Annotated in this window: 11 protein-coding genes; 3 read left to right on the top strand and 8 right to left on the bottom strand. The window is 75.9% G+C overall.

Annotation, left to right across the window (positions count from 1 at the left end):
• Positions 1-305: 305 nt before the first annotated feature.
• The 5 genes from ACIQVZ_RS19735 to ACIQVZ_RS19715 all read right to left on the bottom strand — a co-directional run bounded on the left by ACIQVZ_RS19735 (position 306) and on the right by ACIQVZ_RS19715 (position 8,006).
• On the bottom strand, positions 306-1,670 hold the full coding sequence (locus tag ACIQVZ_RS19735; RefSeq protein WP_402451506.1) for a hypothetical protein: 1,365 nt from the start codon (positions 1,668-1,670) through the stop codon (positions 306-308).
• Positions 1,671-1,936: 266 nt separating this feature from the next.
• Positions 1,937-4,498 carry an SUKH-4 family immunity protein gene (locus ACIQVZ_RS19730; RefSeq protein WP_402451504.1) on the bottom strand — a complete coding sequence of 854 codons (2,562 nt, stop codon included), beginning with the start codon at positions 4,496-4,498 and terminating at the stop codon, positions 1,937-1,939.
• Between the two features lie 60 nt (positions 4,499-4,558).
• Positions 4,559-5,560, bottom strand: coding sequence for an SMI1/KNR4 family protein (locus ACIQVZ_RS19725; protein WP_402451501.1), 1,002 nt, complete (start codon positions 5,558-5,560; stop codon positions 4,559-4,561).
• 104 nt (positions 5,561-5,664) lie between these two features.
• On the bottom strand, positions 5,665-6,831 hold the full coding sequence (locus ACIQVZ_RS19720; protein WP_402451498.1) for a DegT/DnrJ/EryC1/StrS family aminotransferase: 1,167 nt from the start codon (positions 6,829-6,831) through the stop codon (positions 5,665-5,667).
• On the bottom strand, positions 6,828-8,006 hold the full coding sequence (locus ACIQVZ_RS19715; protein ID WP_350877743.1) for a Gfo/Idh/MocA family oxidoreductase: 1,179 nt from the start codon (positions 8,004-8,006) through the stop codon (positions 6,828-6,830). Before ACIQVZ_RS19715 ends, ACIQVZ_RS19720 begins: the two co-directional genes overlap by 4 nt.
• Positions 8,007-8,386: 380 nt before the next feature.
• Here ACIQVZ_RS19715 and ACIQVZ_RS19710 point away from each other — a divergent pair, with 380 nt between their 5' ends.
• Positions 8,387-8,848, top strand: coding sequence for a YwqJ-related putative deaminase (locus ACIQVZ_RS19710; RefSeq protein ID WP_350877742.1), 462 nt, complete (start codon positions 8,387-8,389; stop codon positions 8,846-8,848).
• An 83-nt stretch (positions 8,849-8,931) separates the two neighbouring features.
• Positions 8,932-9,441 carry an SUKH-3 domain-containing protein gene (locus tag ACIQVZ_RS19705; protein WP_350877788.1) on the top strand — a complete coding sequence of 170 codons (510 nt, stop codon included), beginning with the start codon at positions 8,932-8,934 and terminating at the stop codon, positions 9,439-9,441.
• 66 nt (positions 9,442-9,507) lie between these two features.
• Here the strand turns inward: ACIQVZ_RS19705 and ACIQVZ_RS19700 are convergent, their stop codons facing one another.
• Positions 9,508-10,776 carry a sensor histidine kinase gene (locus ACIQVZ_RS19700; RefSeq protein WP_402451495.1) on the bottom strand — a complete coding sequence of 423 codons (1,269 nt, stop codon included), beginning with the start codon at positions 10,774-10,776 and terminating at the stop codon, positions 9,508-9,510.
• A 259-nt stretch (positions 10,777-11,035) separates the two neighbouring features.
• Here ACIQVZ_RS19700 and ppc point away from each other — a divergent pair, with 259 nt between their 5' ends.
• On the top strand, positions 11,036-13,846 hold the full coding sequence (gene ppc, locus ACIQVZ_RS19695) for a phosphoenolpyruvate carboxylase (RefSeq protein WP_402451493.1): 2,811 nt from the start codon (positions 11,036-11,038) through the stop codon (positions 13,844-13,846).
• Positions 13,847-13,990: 144 nt separating this feature from the next.
• Here the strand turns inward: ppc and ACIQVZ_RS19690 are convergent, their stop codons facing one another.
• Both ACIQVZ_RS19690 and pth read right to left on the bottom strand, forming a co-directional pair.
• A complete protein-coding gene (locus tag ACIQVZ_RS19690) occupies positions 13,991-14,314 on the bottom strand; it encodes a hypothetical protein (RefSeq protein WP_350877739.1) in 324 nt (107 codons plus the stop codon).
• A 137-nt stretch (positions 14,315-14,451) separates the two neighbouring features.
• Positions 14,452-15,030, bottom strand: a complete 579-nt coding sequence (gene pth, locus ACIQVZ_RS19685; protein WP_063348046.1) for an aminoacyl-tRNA hydrolase — start codon at positions 15,028-15,030, stop codon at positions 14,452-14,454.
• Positions 15,031-15,045: the final 15 nt, after the last annotated feature.

Below are 15,045 nucleotides of genomic sequence, written 5' to 3'. Positions count from 1 at the left end.
GGGAACCGTGGCGCCCTTTCCTGGAGGGCGCCACGGGTCTCGGCCTCACTCATGGCCGCCGCCCCGCCGGACCGCGTTCCGGCCCGCCGTCGCCGCCACGGGTGCATCGACTACCAGCGCGGCAGGCCGACGTCGTACGCCTTCGAGGACCAACCCGGCCGGCCCCCGGTTCGCCGCCCTGGCCGGCTACCGGCGCCGGCTGGTCGACCGCAACGCGAAGGCCCTGACCGCCCCGGGGGGAGGCGGTCAGGGCCCAGGGCGCGGAGCCCACCCGGCCGATCGCGGACGAGCCGCCGGCGCGGCGGTCAGCGACGCCGGTAGCTCACCGTGTTCGGGGTGGCGTAGCCGGCGCCGTCGTCCACGATGACGATCTTCGGAATGATCCGGGTCTCCTCCTGCGGCTCCTTCTCGACGCCTTCGCCGTCCCCGTCGGCCTCGGCCGACCGGGGCGGGCCGACCGGCTTCGGCGGCGCCGCGGCCGGCGCGACCGGACCGGTCGCCACCGCCCCGGCGGGCGCCTTGCCGGCGGGTGCACCGGACGTACCGGAACCGCTCGCGGCCCCGGCGGCGGCCCCGCCCACGACCGGCATCCGCGGCCCGGCCACCGGCTTCTCCCGCGCCGCCGGTGCGACCGGGGCGACGGGGGCGACGGCCTTCCGCAGGTCGGCCACCGCGATCTCGCCGGTGTCCGCCTCCGAGTCCACCGGCGCCTCGTCCACCGGCGCCTCGTCGGCGGCCGACCGAGCGTCCGCCGGCCCGGCGACCGCCGCCGCCAGCCGCTCCGGCTCGATGGCGCCGACCGCTGCGCCGGTGAGCGAGGCCAGGGTGGCCTTGATGTGGTCCAGGTGCTTCTGCACGGTGTCCAGACGGCCGTCGAACTCGCCCTGCTCGCGTTCGCTCGCCGCGTTGATCCGCTCGGCTTCCCGGCGGGCCTGCTCGATCAGCTGGTCGGCCTTGGCCTGGGCGTCGGTCTCCAGCTGCTTGATCCGGCCGAGCACGGTCTCCCGGTGCTGCTCGGCCTCCTTGACCCGGCGCTCGGCGGTCGCGGAGACCTGGGCGTCCTCGGCGTCGGCCCTGGTCTGGGCCTGGGCGAACGTCTCGTCGGCCTTGCGGCGCAGTTCGGCGAGCGTGGCCTCGGCCTGCTCGCCGGCCTCGGCGGCGGCCACCCGCACCTTGGCGGCGTAGGAGGTGGCGGCGTCCCGGGCGCTGCGGCTCTCCCGGTCGGCCTCGGCCCGGATGCCCTCGGCCTCGGCGCGGGTGCGCTCGTCGGTGCGCCGGGCGGCCTGGTCGGCCTCGGAGCGGGTGGTGGCGGCGTACTCCTTGGCGGCGTGGCCGAGGGCCTGGCCGGCGTCGTAGACCTCGTCCCGGAGGTCCTCGGAGAAGCGCTCGGCCTTCTCCCGGACGGCGCGCGCCTCGTTCTGGGCCATCACCGCCAGTCCGGCGGCCTGCTCGCTGAGCACCTCGTAGTCGGGCTCCGGGGCGTCCTCGGCGGCCCGGCGGATGTCGGCCAGCCTGGCCTCCATCTGCCGGAGCCCGGCGCCGAGGACGCTCAGCCGCTCCCACGCCTCGTCGCGCTGCGCGGTGAGGGCGGTGAGGGCTCGGTCGACCTGCTCGGGCGCGTAACCGCGCCGGGCAAAGGTGAAGCCGTACTCGGGGACGGCGTCGCTCATGGGCTCTTCCCCTCATGTCGCGGGCTGCGGAGCCCATGATCGGACGGAACGGACGGATCCGGAACCGGTTCGGCGGCCAGGGCCGAAATCGGACGCCTGGCGGACCGGAATACGTCGAGGACCGGACGAATAGACCCATCCTCTTGACCTATTTTGCGCAGATCTGGGCGAAACCCCAACGAGGCACAGCCGGGACGGCATGCCGGAGGGGTCGTCCCAAACACCGGAACGACCCCTCCCCACCTGCGAGGATCCGCGACGACCCGCTACAGCAGGCCGTCCCAGAACTGCTCCAGCAGCACGGCCCACCACGTGTCCGCGGTCTGCAGGGCCGCCGGGTCGATCGCGGCGAGCTGCGCCTGGAAGTCGGTCGTCCAGCGACCGGCCTGGTCCGGGGTCAGCCCGTACCGCAGCCGCCACATCCGGCCCAGCAGGGCCAGCGCGCGGACGAACTCCGGTACACCCGTGTTGACGAACCGGGGTGGCTGGCCGGTTCCGTCGACGTCCACGGCGACCACGTTCGCGGTGCCGTACTGGACGCAGAGCTGGCGGCCGTAGTCGTTGCCGAGCACCAGGTAGCCGCCGAAGTCCGGGGCCGCGGGCAGACCGCGCTCGGCGGCCAGCTCGGCGAGCGTCGGGATCGGCCGGCCCTCCTGCGCCTGCGCCCAGAAGAACGGGCCGAAGTCGCGCGGCAGCCCCGCCCACACCAGGGACTGCGACACCGGCTCGGGCACGCCCTGGCGGGAGACCGCGCGCTGCTCGTAGCGGAACACGTTCTGACCGAAGGCCGCCCCGAGCTCCTGGGCGAGCTGCTGCGGCGGGAGCGGCGGCAGCGGCTGGACCGTCCCCGGCGCGGGCAGCGGCACCCGGGACGGGCGGACCCGCTGGGCCCCGGAGGCCAGCTGGTGCAGCTCGTCCAGGTGGTCGAGCAGCTCGGCCATGCCGGCCTGCCGGGACGCGTGGTCGCGGCCGTAGGCGGCGGTGTGGGTGAGCCGGACGTTCGGCCAGGACGCGGCGATCATGCGGTTGCAGTAGCCGCCCGGCAGGTCGCACGACTCCAGCTCGGTGTAGAGCTCCAGCACCTGCTCCGGCGGAACGTTCAGCCGCCGCAGGTCCTGGAGGATCTTCCACTCGGGGTGCGGGGTGCCGGGCTCGCTGCGGTGCAGCAGCTTCTGCTCGGAGCCGTCCGGGCCCCGGTAGCTGAGCGCGGCGAAGTAGCCCGGGCCGACCGCCGGCACCCCCGGCGGGACGGCGGCGCCCTGCGGCACGCCGGGCACCGGCGCCGGCGGGACGGCCGGGGCCGCACCGCCCGCGTTCGGGTAGCCGTAACCGGCCGCGGGCGCGGCGGGGGCCGCCGGACCGCCGGGCGGCGGCGGGACGGCGGGGCCTCCGGACGGCGGGGTGCCCGGGTCGGCCGGCACGGCGCCCGGCAGCGCCGGGTCGACCGCCTCGGCCAGCTGGGTCGCCTCGTACGCCGCGCCGGAGGCGGGCGCGGGCGGCGGCACCGGGGCGGGCGACGGCGCGACGGCCCCGCGCAGGCCCGCCGGAGGCGGGGGCGGCGGGGTCGAACCGGCCGCCCGGCCGCCGGGGCCGGCGGCGGGCGCGACGGCACCCGGGGTGTGCCGCAGCCCGGCGGGCGGGGGCGGCGGCGGAGCGGAGGCCGGACTGCGGCCGAGCGCGACGCCGTGCGCGCCCGGACCGGACGCGCCACCGCGCAGCGCGGCCGGAGGAGGCGGCGGCGGGGCCGACGCCGGGTTGCGGCCGAGCCCGGCCTGCGGCGCCGGGGCCGGGGCCGCAGGAGCCCCGGGGGCCGGGGCGGCGGGCGGACCGCCCAGGCCGGGCGGGCCGCCGGGCGCGGCGAGCACGGTCGGCGCGTGATCCACCGGCGCGGCCGCAGCGGGGGGCGCGGCCGGCTGCGGGGCGGCGGCGGGCGGTGCCAGGACGGTCGGCGTCTGCTCCACCCCGCCGGGCGGCCCGGACGGCGCACCCGGCAGGCCCATCAGCCCCGGCGCGGCGTCGGGCGACGCGAGCAGCGTCGGCGCCGGCTCGACGGCCGCGGGCGACACGGCCGCGGGCGACACGGGCGCGGACACGGGCGCAGGCGGCGGGACGGCGGCGGGCACGGGCGCCTGGGCGGCGGGCGGCGGGACCGGCGGCATGCCGTAGCCGCCCTCCGGCGGCATCAGCACGGTCGCGGCCTCGGCCCCGGCCGGCGCGGGCGCGTCGGGCAGGTCGGAGCCGGTGGTCCGCAGCCCCTCGGGCATCAGGACGGTGGCCGCCTCGCCCCCGGGCGACGGCACCGGCACGGGGGCCGGGGCCTGCGGCGGAACGGCGAAACCAGCAGGACCGGCCGGCACGGCGGGCACGGGCGGCTCGGCCACCGGAGCAACGGCAGCCGGAGCTCCCTGGCTCCCCAGCCGCTCCGCCTCCGCCGCGATCGCCGCGGCCCCCGCCTCCTGCAGCCACTGCGGCGGGCTGAGCAGGAAGGACGTCGCCTCGACCGGCCCGGGCGCGGGCTTCGCCGCCCCCGCCGGGTTGGCCGCGACCGGCCGCCCGTACGCCTCCTCGTACTGCCGGACCACCTCGTTGACGGGCAGCGCGGGCCAGAGCGTGGTCGCGCCGGAGTCCCGGGCGATCACCAGTCGCGCCTCGCCGGCCGACCCGTCCCCCGGACCCGACGGCCCCGCCGTCCCGTCCCCGGGTGCCACCGCCCAGCAGACGAAGCCCAGGTCGAACTCCCGGACCCGCACCTCGCGCTGCTGCGGCTGCGGCACCCCGCCGTTGATCCACTCCTCGGCGAGCTCCTGCGCCTGCGCGTACGTCACCACGCCCGGTTCACCCCTGTCCCCATCCTCGTCGTCCCCGCTCGTCGCACCGCCGCGGCCACGTCAGTCCACCGGGACGGCCCGGGCGAACCCGCCGTCCACCATCAGCTCCGCGACCGTCTCCAGCTCCGGCGGGCTGCCGGCCAGCCGCAGCAGGAACGCGTCGAAGTCCTCGCCGCAGGGCAGCAGCAGCCGGGCGCAGCGGTCCTCCGGGGCCTCCGGCGCGCCGGTGTCGCGGGCGTCGTCGTACAGGTGGAACCAGACCGAACCGACCCGGTCGCCGCGCACCTTGAGCGCGACGATGCCGCCCTGTACGTAGGCGACACCCAGGTAGTCCTTGGTGAGGTGGTCGCGCAGGCACTTGTTGGCGTACACGGCGTCCTGGGTGCCGTACTCCTCGCTGAGGGTGAGGAAGGGCTGGTCGAGCAGCATGCCGAGCTCGGGGTCCAGCGCCACCCCGACCGGGGCGCGGCCGCCGCCCAGCTTGAGGAAGGTGCGGTAGGCGCCGGGCAGCCGGTAGCCGAGGCGCTCCTCGGCGCGCTGCACCAGGTCCTCGGGGACGCCGATCGGGTCGCCGCCGTCCTTGGCCAGCGAGAAGTGCACGGGCCGGCGCTCCTGCAGCGGGCGGGTGCCGCGGCGGGTGTGGTCGGCGGCGGAGGTGGCCAGGCCGGCGTGGTGCCGCAGCAGCGCCTTGACCTCCACCGGGACGAGCTCCATCCGCCGCCAGCCGGGGGCGGCCCGGCCGACCGCGTGGTGCCAGGTCCAGCCGGGCGGGGTGGCGACGGCGGTGTCCAGGTCGGCCCAGAGCGGGTGGCCCTGGGTGAACAGCGCGGCGTTGGCCGACACGTAGTCGGTCAGCCGCAGCTCGTCCACGCCGAAGCCGTCCGGCGGGTCGGCGACCTCGGCCGCGGCGGCGGCGTACGGGCCGAAGTCCGGGTAGCCGTACTCGTCCACCCGGACCCCGGCGGGGTGTCGCTCCGCGCGGACCGGGTCCGGGAACTGCACCACCTGACCTGCGTACGCCGCGTTCGGTGCGGCGGCGACGCCGGGCCGACCTGTCGTCATCTGGGAGCCCCCACTGGCTGCTGCAAATCCTCGAAGCGCTTGCTGGACACCAGCGTAGGGGGTCGTCTCCGGGCCCGGGCCCCCGCCCGGGAGAAGGGGAACGGTCAGAGCCGCTGCCCGAGCGCCCCGGCCAGCACCCCGGCGACCCTGGTCTGCTGCGCCTCGGTGAGATGCGGGTGCAGCGGCAGGCTGAGCAGTTCGCGGGCGGCCCGTTCGGCGACCGGGAACGCCCCCGCGCGGTGGCCGAGGTGACGGAACGCGGGCTGGAGGTGGACCGGGACGGGGTAGTGCACCCCGGCGCCGATCCCGGCGGCGTGCAACGCGGCGAGGACGGCGTCGCGGTCCCGGCCTGGGCCGATCCGCACCGCGTACAGGTGCCAGACGTGCTCGTTGCCGGGCGCGGTGCGCGGCAGGGTCAGGCCGTCGAGACCGCCGAGCAGGGCGTCGTAGCGGGCGGCGGCGGTCCGGCGGGCGGCGTTCCAGGCGGGCAGCCGGCGCAGCTTGGCCCGCAGCACGACGGCCTGCAGCGCGTCCATCCGGGAGTTGAAGCCGAACCGCTCGTGCCGGTACTTCTCGCGCGCGCCGTGGTCGCCGATCAGCCGGACGGCGGCGGCGAGTTCGTCGTCGTCGGTGAGCACCGCCCCGGCGTCGCCGTAGCCGCCGAGGTTCTTGCCCGGGTAGAAGCTGGTGGCCGCGATCCGCCCGTAGCCGGTGCGCCCGTGCTGCCGGGCGCCCTGGGACTGCGCCGCGTCCTCCACCACCGGTCGGCCGTCGGCCAGTTCCAGCAGCGGCCCCATCGGGGCGAGCTGGCCGTTCAGGTGGACGGGCAGCAGTGCGACCGCTGCGGGCAGCGCCCCGGCGGCCCGCTCGGGGTCGATCAGCAGGTGCGCCGGGTCGGCGTCGACCAGTACCGGGCGCAGCCCGGCCCGCTGCACGGCCTCCGCGGTGGCGACGAAGGTGTTGGCGGGCAGGACGACCCCGCCGCCGGGCGGCAGGTCGAGGGCGCGCAGGGCGAGTTCGAGGGCGTCGGTGCCGTTGCCTGCGCCCACGCAGTGCCGGGCGCCGGTGAAGTCGGCGTACTCCCGCTCGAAGCCGTCCACTTCGGGGCCCTTGACGTAGCCGCCGGAGGCGAGCACCCGGTCGAAGCCGGCCCGGACCTCGGCCGCGACCTCGGCGTGCGCGGCCGCCAGGTCGACCAGCGGGACCGGGTCGGCCGGCGAGATCGGGTCGGCCGGCGGGACCGGGTCGGCCGGCGGGATGCCGGCGCTCACCGGGCGGCCGCCCGATCCCCGGACCCCACCGGGACGGTGGCGCCGCCGAGTTCGAGGCTGAGCGAGGCCGCCTCCAGCAGTTGGAGCACCCGCACCCCGGCGCGGCCGTCGGTGAGCGGGGCCCGGCGCTCGGTGATCGCGGCGGCGAACTCGGCCATCACGTTGCGCAGCGCCTCCTGCTCGACCAGCGCGGGCGCGACCATCTCGCCGACCCGGTAGGAGATCAGCGCCCGGTGCCGGATCGCGTCGGTCAGCTGGTCGGGCGGGGTGAGGTCGACGCCGCGGTCGTGCACGGCCAGCCGGGCCTGCGGGTTGAGGTCGTCCCAGACCAGGGTGCGCCGGGAGCCGCCGATCAGCGTGGTGCGGACCTTCGTCGGGGAGAGCCAGTTGACGTGGCAGTGGGCCAGAGCGCCGTTGCTCAGCCGGACCGTCAGGTACGCCACGCAGGCCCGGCCGGCGCCGATCGGGTCGGCGCCCTGGGCGGACACCCCGACCGGTTCGACGCCGGGCGGCAGCACGAAGTCGAGGATCGACAGGTCGTGCGGGGCGAGGTCCCACAGCACGTCCACGTCGGGCTGCACCAGGCCGAGGTTGATCCGCACCGAGTCGAAGAACTGGACGTCGCCGATCTCGCCGCCGTGCACCAGCTCGCGGATCCGGCGCACCACCGGGGTGTAGCAGAAGGTGTGGTCGCACATCAGCACCAGCCCGCTGCGCTCGGCCAGGTCGACCAGGTCGGCGGCCTCGGCGGCCGAGGTGGTGATCGGCTTCTCCACCAGCACGTGCTTGCCGGCCTCCAGCGCGGCCCGCACCAGCCGGTAGTGCGCGGCCGCGGGCGTGGCCACCGCGACCGCCCCGACCCGTTCGTCGTCGAGCACCCGCCGGTAGGAGCCGGTCGCCCGGACGGTGCTGTACTCCCCCAGCACGGTACGGGCCTTGGCCTCGTCCAGGTCGCACAGCCAGTGCAGCCGCAGTGCCGGGGTGTCCTGCGCGTTGCGGACCAGCTTCGGGCCCCAGTAGCCGGCCCCGACCACGGCGAGACCCACCGGGCGTTCCGGCGCCGGCCGGGGCGGTTCGCCCGGCGTGGGCACGTGCCCGCCGGGCGCCTGGTTGGCGGCCTGCGCGTCCCAGGCCCGCTGCCGTGGTCCGTTCCGACCGGGCTGCTCCGACGTCATCCACGAGCCCCTTCGCTCCGCCGCCGGGGCGGGCGCGGGCCCACCCCGGCGGCCCCAACGTCCGGCGCGGGCACCGGGGGCGGCCCCTGTCCGCGCGTCCGCGGACGGTCGGCCGGATCCCCTTCGGCCTCGCTGCCGGAACGGTACCGGCCGTGCCACCGGCCCGGGGGTGGTTTCGGGAAATCGGCGGACAAGTCGTGACGACGGTGTGCGGATCCGGCCCCGGTCCGGCGAGGATCGGGTGACGGCCCGGCCGGTCCCGCACGGTCGTTCGTCCGCCCCGCACCCCGGTTGTGCGGATGTCGGTGTCGTTTGACAGGCTTGCCCCGGACCGTCCCACCGGTCCTTCCGTCAGCGGGAACAGAGGAGGAGGACGACGCATGACCACCGGTGAGCCCGCGGGCCCGCCCGTGCTGCGCCACCACCGCGACAGCCTGCTGCCCGCCGTCGCCGCCGCGCTGTCGCTCAAGGGCGGCGAGGTGCACACCCTGGCCGGGGACAAGGACGCCCGACGGCCGGTCCTGCACCCGCTGGTCGGCGAGTTCCTGGACACGCTGCCCGTCGAGGCGCGCGAGCGGTTCACCGGTCGCTGCCCGGAGGCCGTCCTGCTCTCCCAGCACCTGGCCGCGGTCGACGGCCGTCGCTCCAAACGCGCCGCCCGCAAGCCGATGACCCTGCACGAGGCCCGCAAGGCGCTCAAGGGCTCCCGGATGACGACCGTTCGCATCCGGGAGGAGGGCGACCCGGCGCACGGCACCCACGCCCCGCCGTGCCGTTCCTGCGCGCCGATGCTGGAGCACTTCACCGTGCAGAGCGTCGCCGTCGGGCCGCCCGCGCCCTGACCGCGCCCTCGTACGCCCCCTGTCCCCGAGCCCTGGAGTCCGCCCTGAACCCGCCCAGCGCGCCCCCGCCACCGCCGGCCACCCTGTCCGCCGCCCCCGCCGGGCGGGTCCGCCCGCGCTTCCCCGCCGACGTCGCCGCCGAGCTCAAGGCGGCCGGCTGGCACCCCGGCCGCTGGCAGATACGGCAGGCCGAGGAGTGGGCCGACGCCCTGGTCGGGTACGGCGGGGCGGCCGGCCTGCGGCACGCGGTGTTCCCGGCGGCGGTGGAGGCCTGGGCGGAGTTCGGCGGCCTCGCCTTCGACCTGGCCGGCCCGGGCCGCCAGCTGGCCCGCACCCCGTTCCTGATCGACCCGCTGTGCGGGCTGCACCAGCCGCGCACCCTGCTCGACCTCGGCCGCGCCCTGGGCACCCAGCTCGCCCCGCTCGGCGAGGAGGCGTACGGGCAGGCGCTGCTGGCCGTCGACGAGGAGGGCCGGGTCTACAGCCTGGACCACACCGGCGAGTGGTTCCTCGGGCACGGCATCGACCAGGCCGTCACCACCCTGGTCCTGGGCACCGCCCCGGAGCGGCTGCGCACCGCCGACGGGTCCTGACGGCGGCCCGGGGCGCTCCGCCGACGCGCGCCCGGGCCTGACCTCCGGGCCGGGCCTGACGGTGCGTCACCGCAGCCGTTCGGCCCGGACCGCCAGCCGGGACGGCAGCACCGCCTCGACCCGGAACCCGCCGTCCGCCTCCGGCCCGGAGGAGAAGGTGCCGCCCAGCGCGATCACCCGCTCCCGCATCCCGACCAGCCCGTTGCCGCCGCTGGGCAGCTTCGCCGCGCCCCCGCCGCCGCCCGGGCAGGCGTTCACCACGCTCACCCGCACCCCGTTGGGCGCGTACGCGAGCAGGACGGACACCCGTGCGCCGCCCGCGTGCTTGTGCGCGTTGGTCAGACCCTCCTGGACGACCCGGTAGGCGGTCTGCTCGGCCTCGCCGGTGAACTCCTGCCGGCTGCCGCTGACGGTCAGCGTCACCGCCATGCCGGCCGCCCGGGACTGGTCGACCAGCCGGGGCAGCCCGGCCAGCGAGTCCGGCTCCGGCTGGCGCTCGTCGTCCATCCGCAGCACGCCGAGGATCTCCCGCAGCTCGTTCAGCGCCTGCCGCCCGACCTCGCCCATCAGCTTGGCGCTCTGCGCGGCCTTCTCCGGGTCCTTGGCGACGATCCGCTCCAGCGCCCCGGCGTGCACCACCATCAGGGACACCCGGTGCGCCACCACGTCGTGCATCTCCCGGGCGATCCGGGTGCGCTCCTCCAGCCGGGCCCGGCGGGCGCGCTCCTGGGCCTGCCCGGCCAGCAGGTCCAGCTCGGTCTCCAGGCCGTGCGCGCGGTCCTTGAGCGAGTCGATCAGCCGCCGCCGCGCGCCCACGTACAGTCCGGTGACCACCGGCGGGACGGTCAGGCCGACGGAGACCAGCACCGCGATCAGCACCTGGCCCCAGAGCGGCGGCTGCTCCACCGCCGTGTCGCCGGGCGTCAGCATCGACACCATCATCACGGCGACGGTCTCGGCGAAGGCCAGTGCGGACAGCGCCACCACCCGCCAGCGCCGGGTGGGCCACTCCCAGGTCGCCGCCAGCGTGTACAGCGACACCACCAGCAGCAGGACGCCGAGCATCCCCGGCATCGCCACCAGGGTCACCAGCACGGGTACGGCCGGCCAGCGGCGGCGCAGCACCAGCGAACCGCCCGCCACCACGCCGAGCAGCGAGATGCCGGCCATCCCGGCGGCGCCCAGGTGCACCCGGCCGAAGAGGAAGGCGATCGTGCTGAGCGCGCACTCCAGCGCGGCGAGCGCCGCCAGCCCGATGTCCAGGAAGGCGCTGCGCGGCCGTTCCCACCACCAGAACGGCCGGACCGGCGCGCGCTCCCCAGGCGACTTGCTCATGGCCGACAGCCTAAGCGGCAACCCCCTCCCCTCCCCACCGGGATTGTCCCCGACACCTCGCCGGACCCTCAAGTGGTCCAGACCACATGCGGCCTGCGGCGGCACTGTCCGCCATCCGGCCACCTCGCGGACAGCGACCGCCCCGACACCTATGCTGGTCGCGTCGGACAGCGCGGTCCGCACGCGTCACACCCGCCACACGCGGGCGGACCTGTGACGATGAGCCGTTGCCGAACCCCACCACCACAGGGAGCCAGCCGTGACCGCTCCGGTCCCCACCCCGGCGGACAGCCCCACTGTCCACGCCACCGGCCCAGTTGCCGACAACGCGGCCCTGCGGGCGGACATCCGCCGCCTCGGCGACCTGCTCGGCGAGACGCTCGTCCGCCAGGAAGGCCCCCAGCTGCTGGGCCTGGTCGAACAGGTCCGCCTGCTCAGCCGCACCGACGGCGAGGCCACCGCCGAACTCCTCTCCGACATCGACCTGGACACCGCCGCCAAGCTGGTCCGGGCCTTCTCCACCTACTTCCACCTCGCCAACGTCACCGAACAGGTGCACCGCGGCCGCGAGTTCGCCACCCGCCGCGCCCGGGAGGGCTCGCTGCTCGCCCAGACCGCCGACCAGCTCGCCGAGGCCGACCCCAAGCACCTCGAGAACACCCTGGCCCACCTCGCGGTCCGCCCGGTCTTCACCGCCCACCCCACCGAGGCCGCCCGCCGCAGCGTCCTCAACAAGCTGCGCCGCATCGGTGAACTCCTCGACCGCATCCACCGCGAGGAGATCGCCGCCGGCCTCTCCCAGGCCGACCCGGCCCGCACCAGCAGCGCCCGCCGCCAGGCCGACCGCCGCCTCGCCGAGGTCATCGACCTGCTCTGGCAGACCGACGAGCTGCGCATCGCCCGCCCCGAGCCCACCGACGAGGCCCGCAACGCCGTCTACTACCTGGACGAGCTCTACCGCGACGCCGTCCCCCAGGTCCTGGAGGAACTGCACGAGGAACTCGGCCGGGTCGGCCTCACCCTGCCCGACGGCGTCCGCCCGCTCACCTTCGGCACCTGGATCGGCGGCGACCGCGACGGCAACCCCAACGTGACCCCGCAGGTCACCTGGGACGTCCTCAACCTCCAGCACGAGTACGGCATCAAGGACGCCCTGGCCGCCGTCGACGACCTGCGCAGCACCCTCTCCACCTCCGAGCGGCTGGCCGGCGCCTCGGTCGAACTGCTCGCCTCGCTCAACACCGACCTGCACCAGCTCCCCGAGCTCAGCCCCCGCTACAAGCGGATGAACGCCGAGGAGCCCTACCGCCTCAAGGCCACCTGCGTCCGGCTCAAGCTGGAGAACACCCGCGAGCGGCTCGCCCAGGGCACCCCGCACGTCGAGGGCCGCGACTACCTCGGCACCCGCGAGCTGATCACCGACCTGCGGCTCATCCAGGACTCCCTGCGCGCCCACCGCGGCGAGCTGATCGCCGACGGCCGCCTCGCCCGCGCCATCCGCACCATCGAGGCCTTCGGCCTCCAGCTCGCCACCATGGACGTCCGCGAGCACGCCGAGGCCCACCACCACGCCCTCGGCCAGCTCTTCGACCGCCTCGGCGAGGAGGCCTGGCGCTACGCCGACATGCCCCGCGAGTACCGGCAGAAGCTGCTCGCCAAGGAGCTCCGCTCGCGCCGCCCGCTCGCCCCCACCCCGGCCCCGCTGGACGCCGCCGGCACCAAGACCCTCGGCGTCTTCAACACCATCCGCGAGGGCTTCGAGCGCTTCGGCGACGAGATCGTCGAGAGCTACATCATCTCGATGTGCCAGGGCGCCGACGACGTCTTCGCCGCCACCGTCCTGGCCCGCGAGGCCGGCCTGATCGACCTGCACGGCGGCATCGCCAAGATCGGCATCGTGCCGCTGCTGGAGACCACCGAGGAACTCCAGAAGGCCGACCTCATCCTCGACGAGATGCTGTCCGACCCCTCCTACCGGCTGCTCGTCTCGCTGCGCGGCGACGTCCAGGAGGTCATGCTCGGCTACTCCGACTCCTCCAAGTTCGGCGGCATCACCACCTCCCAGTGGGAGATCCACCGCGCCCAGCGCCGGCTGCGCGACGTCGCCCACCGCTACGGCATCCGGCTGCGTCTGTTCCACGGCCGCGGCGGCACCGTCGGCCGCGGCGGCGGCCCCTCGCACGAGGCCATCCTGGCCCAGCCCTGGGGCACCCTTGAGGGCGAGATCAAGGTCACCGAGCAGGGCGAGGTCATCTCCGACAAGTACCTGCTCCCCTCCCTCGCCCGGGAGAACCTGGAGCTGACCATCTCCGCCACCCTCTCCGCCTCCGCGCTGCACACCGCCCCGCGCCAGGCCCCCGAGGAACTGGCCCGCTGGGACGCCGCGATGGACCAGGTCTCCGCGGCCGCCCACACCGCCTACCGCGCCCTGGTCGAGCAGGAGGACCTGCCGAAGTACTTCTTCGCCGCCACCCCGGTCGACCAGCTCGCCTCGCTGCACCTGGGCTCCCGCCCGTCCCGCCGCCCCGACTCCGGCGCCGGCCTCGACGGCCTGCGGGCCATCCCGTGGGTCTTCGGCTGGACCCAGTCCCGCCAGATCGTCCCCGGCTGGTACGGCGTCGGCTCCGGCCTCGCCGCCGCCCGCGCGGCCGGCCTCGGCGGCGTGCTCGACGAGATGCACGGCCAGTGGCACTTCTTCCGCAACTTCCTGTCCAACGTCGCCATGACGCTGGCCAAGACCGACCTGCGGATCGCCCGCCACTACGTCGAGCAGCTGGTGCCCGCCGACCTGCACCACGTCTTCGACCAGATCGTCGCCGAGCACGAGCTCACCCTGCGCGAGGTGCTCCGGCTCACCGGCGAGGGCGAACTGCTGGAGCACAACCCCGTGCTCAAGCAGACCTTCACCGTCCGCGACGCCTACCTCGACCCGATCTCCTACCTCCAGGTCGCGCTGCTGCGCCGCCAGCGCGAGGAGGTCGCCACCGGCCGCCACGAGGACCCGCTGCGCGCCCGCGCGCTGCTGCTGACCGTCAACGGCATCGCCGCCGGCCTGCGCAACACCGGCTGACGCCACCGCGCGTACGGGACGGGGCCGCCGTCCGCCCTCCGGGGTGGGCGGCGGCCCCGTCCCGTACCGGAAGGGCCCGGGGCACGCGAAAGGGCCGGTGCCCGTGGGCACCGGCCCGGTGTCGTGTCACCGCGCGGACAGGACCTACTCGCCCGGCTCGCCCGCGCGCCGGCGCTTCAGCCACAGCGCGGCGCCGCCGGCCGCGACCACCAGGCCGCCGCCGACCGCCAGCAGCCCGGCGTCCGTGCCCATCGAGTCACCGAGCAGCGGCCCGAACTGCGCCGCCGCCGGATCCGCGGAGACGCCCGGATCCGGTTCGGCCACCGCGTCCGCGTGCGCCACCGCGCCGCCCGAGAGCAGCACCCCGGCCGCCCCCAGCGCACCGGCCGTGCCGACCCGCCGTCCGAACTGCTTCAGTCGGACCACCCGGAGCCGCCGCAGTCGGCGGACCGGACGAAAACCCCGCATCGAGAACTCCCCAGGACTCGTTCGCGTACCAGGCCGACGCTATCCGATCCCGCACAGGCTTCTCACACGGATTCAGGTTTGGACCGGCAAGCGTTGTACGACTGTTGCGTAACACCACTCCCGGACTTGATGCAGCGTCAGGAGTTGTAGGTGCCCTGCGCCCGCTCCAGCCCCTCGGACAGCAGCGCCTCCACCGCGTCCGCCGAGCGGTCCACGAACCACTCCAGTTCCTTGCGCTCGGCGCCGGAGAAGTCCTTCAGCACGAAGTCCGCGACCTCCATCCGGCCCGGTGGCCGGCCGATCCCGCACCGCACCCGGTAGTAGTCCGGCCCCAGCGACTTGGTGATCGACTTCAGCCCGTTGTGGCCGTTGTCCCCGCCGCCCAGCTTGAGGCGCAGCGCCGCGTAGTCGATGTCCAGCTCGTCGTGGACGGCGACCAGCGCCGAGGCCGGCGCCTTGTAGAAGTCCCGCAGCGCCGTCACCGGCCCGCCGGAGAGGTTCATGAACGACATCGGCTTGGCCAGCACCACCCGGCGGCCGGAGAGCCGTCCTTCGGCCACCTGCGCCCGGCTCTTGTGCGCCTTGAACTTCGCGCCCATCCGCTGCGCCAGCAGGTCCACCACCATGAACCCGATGTTGTGCCGGTTCCGGGCGTACTGCTCGCCCGGGTTGCCCAGCCCCACCACCAGCCAGGGGCCCTCGTACTCGTCCGCCATGCCCTCTCTCCTCCT

Source organism: Kitasatospora sp. NPDC098663, from assembly GCF_044760075.1.
Lineage (GTDB): Bacteria > Actinomycetota > Actinomycetes > Streptomycetales > Streptomycetaceae > Kitasatospora.
Note: the sequence above shows the minus strand (reverse complement) of the source record. Positions and strands in the feature narration are given on the sequence as shown.